The following is a 2173-nucleotide window of genomic DNA, read 5'->3' on the forward strand; positions in this document are numbered from 1 at the left end:
GCGCCCGAGGCGGTCGTGGCCCCGGTGGTCCCGGCGGCGCTCGCGGTGGCCCCGGCGGAGCCCCCGGTCGCGGTGGTCCGGGAGGTCGCCCCGGCGCCCCCGGTCGCGGTGGTCCCGGTGGAGCGCCCGGCAGCACGCCGGGTCGTCCCGGTGGGTTCCCCAGCGGTGCCCGTCCGACTCGTCCCGGCCAGCGCGGCCAGACCCAGGGTGCTTTCGGGCGCGCTGGTGGTCCGTCGCGTCGCGGTCGCAAGTCCAAGCGGGCGCGTCGTCAGGAATTCGAGGCCATGGAGGCCCCGACGATCGGCGGCATGCGGGTCCGCAAGGGCAACGGTGAGACGGTCCGTCTCGCTCGTGGCGCCTCGCTGACCGACTTCGCCGACAAGATCGGCGTCGAGCCGGCTTCGCTGGTGCAGATGCTCTTCCACCTCGGCGAGATGGTCACGGCCACCGAGTCGGTCAACGACGCGGTGCTGCACCTGCTCGGCGAGGAGCTCAACTACGTCGTCGAGGTCGTCTCCCCCGAGGACGAGGACCGCGAGCTGCTCGAGACCTTCGACATCGAGTTCGGTGCCGACGAGGGCGGCGAGGACGACCTGGTCATCCGACCGCCGGTCGTCACCGTCATGGGTCACGTCGACCACGGAAAGACCAAGCTCCTCGACGCGCTGCGCAACGCCAACGTCGTCGACAAGGAGGCCGGTGGCATCACCCAGCACATCGGTGCTTACCAGGTCGCGACCGAGGTCGACGACAGCGAGCGTCGGATCACCTTCATCGACACCCCGGGTCACGAGGCCTTCACCTCGATGCGTGCCCGTGGTGCCCAGGCGACCGACATCGCCGTCCTCGTGGTGGCGGCTGACGACGGCGTCATGCCGCAGACGGTCGAGGCGCTCAACCACGCCAAGGCCGCGGGCGTGCCGATCGTGGTGGCCATCAACAAGATGGACAAGCCCGAGGCCGACCCGACCAAGGTCAAGGGTCAGCTCACCGAGTACGGCCTGGTGCCCGAGGAGTACGGCGGCGACTCGATGTTCGTCGAGGTCTCGGCCAAGGCCGAGCTCAACCTCGACAAGCTGCTCGAGGCGATCGTGCTGACGGCGGACGCCTCCCTGGACCTGCGTGCCAACCCGGCGCAGGACGCTCAGGGTCTGGTCATCGAGGCGCACCTCGACCGCGGTCGCGGTCCGGTGGCCACGATCCTGGTCCAGCGCGGCACGCTGCGCGTCGGCGACTCGATCGTGGCGGGTCCGGCCTACGGCCGGGTCCGGGCCATGCTCGACGAGCACGGCGAGGAGATCACCGAGGCCGACCCGTCGCGTCCCGCGATGGTCCTCGGTCTGAGCAGCGTTCCTGGTGCAGGCCAGAACTTCCTCGTGGTCGAGGACGACCGGATGGCTCGCCAGATCGCCGAGAAGCGTGAGGCGCGTGAGCGTGCGGCCATGCAGGCCAAGCGACGCGTGCGTCGTACGCTCGAGGACTTCATGGCCTCCATGGAGAAGGGCGGCACGCAAGAGCTGAACCTGATCCTGAAGGGCGACGTGTCCGGCTCGGTCGAGGCTCTCGAGGACGCGCTGTCGCAGATCGACGTGGGCGACGACGTGGGCATCCGCGTCATCGACCGCGGTGTCGGTGCGATCACCGAGACCAACGTCGACCTCGCCGCTGCCTCCGACGCGATCATCGTCGGCTTCAACGTCCGGCCCCAGGGTCGGGCCGGCGAGATGGCCGACAAGGAAGGCGTGGAGATCCGGTACTACACCGTCATCTACCAGGCCATCGACGAGATCGAGGCAGCGCTCAAGGGCATGCTCAAGCCGGAGTTCGAGGAGGCCTCCTTGGGTCAGGCGGAGATCCGTGCGATCTTCTCCAGCTCCAAGATCGGCAAGATCGCCGGTTGCATGGTCACCGCCGGAACCATCCGACGCAACGCGAAGGTCCGCATCGTCCGCGACGGCAAGGTGGTGGCCGACAACCTCGACCTCGCCTCGCTCAAGCGTGAGCGCGACGACGCGTCCGAGGTCCGCGAGGGCTTCGAGTGCGGTCTGGTGCTGAAGAACTTCAGCGACATCAAGGAAGGCGATGTCGTGGAGGCCTTCGAGATGCGCGAGATCCCGCGCGGCTGATCGAGCTGTGCTCGCGAAGCGGGAGTTTCACCACCTCAGTGGTGAAA

1 protein-coding gene is annotated in these 2173 nt (G+C 68.8%); it reads left to right on the top strand.

Features of this window, described 5'->3' with window-relative positions:
* Positions 1 to 2126: translation initiation factor IF-2 (infB, locus tag VOI19_RS18450; RefSeq protein ID WP_323794402.1), on the top strand; the 2126-nt coding region annotated here is incomplete at its 5' end.
* Positions 2127 to 2173 lie beyond the last annotated feature (47 nt).

Source organism: Nocardioides sp., from assembly GCF_034670285.1.
GTDB lineage: Bacteria > Actinomycetota > Actinomycetes > Propionibacteriales > Nocardioidaceae > Nocardioides.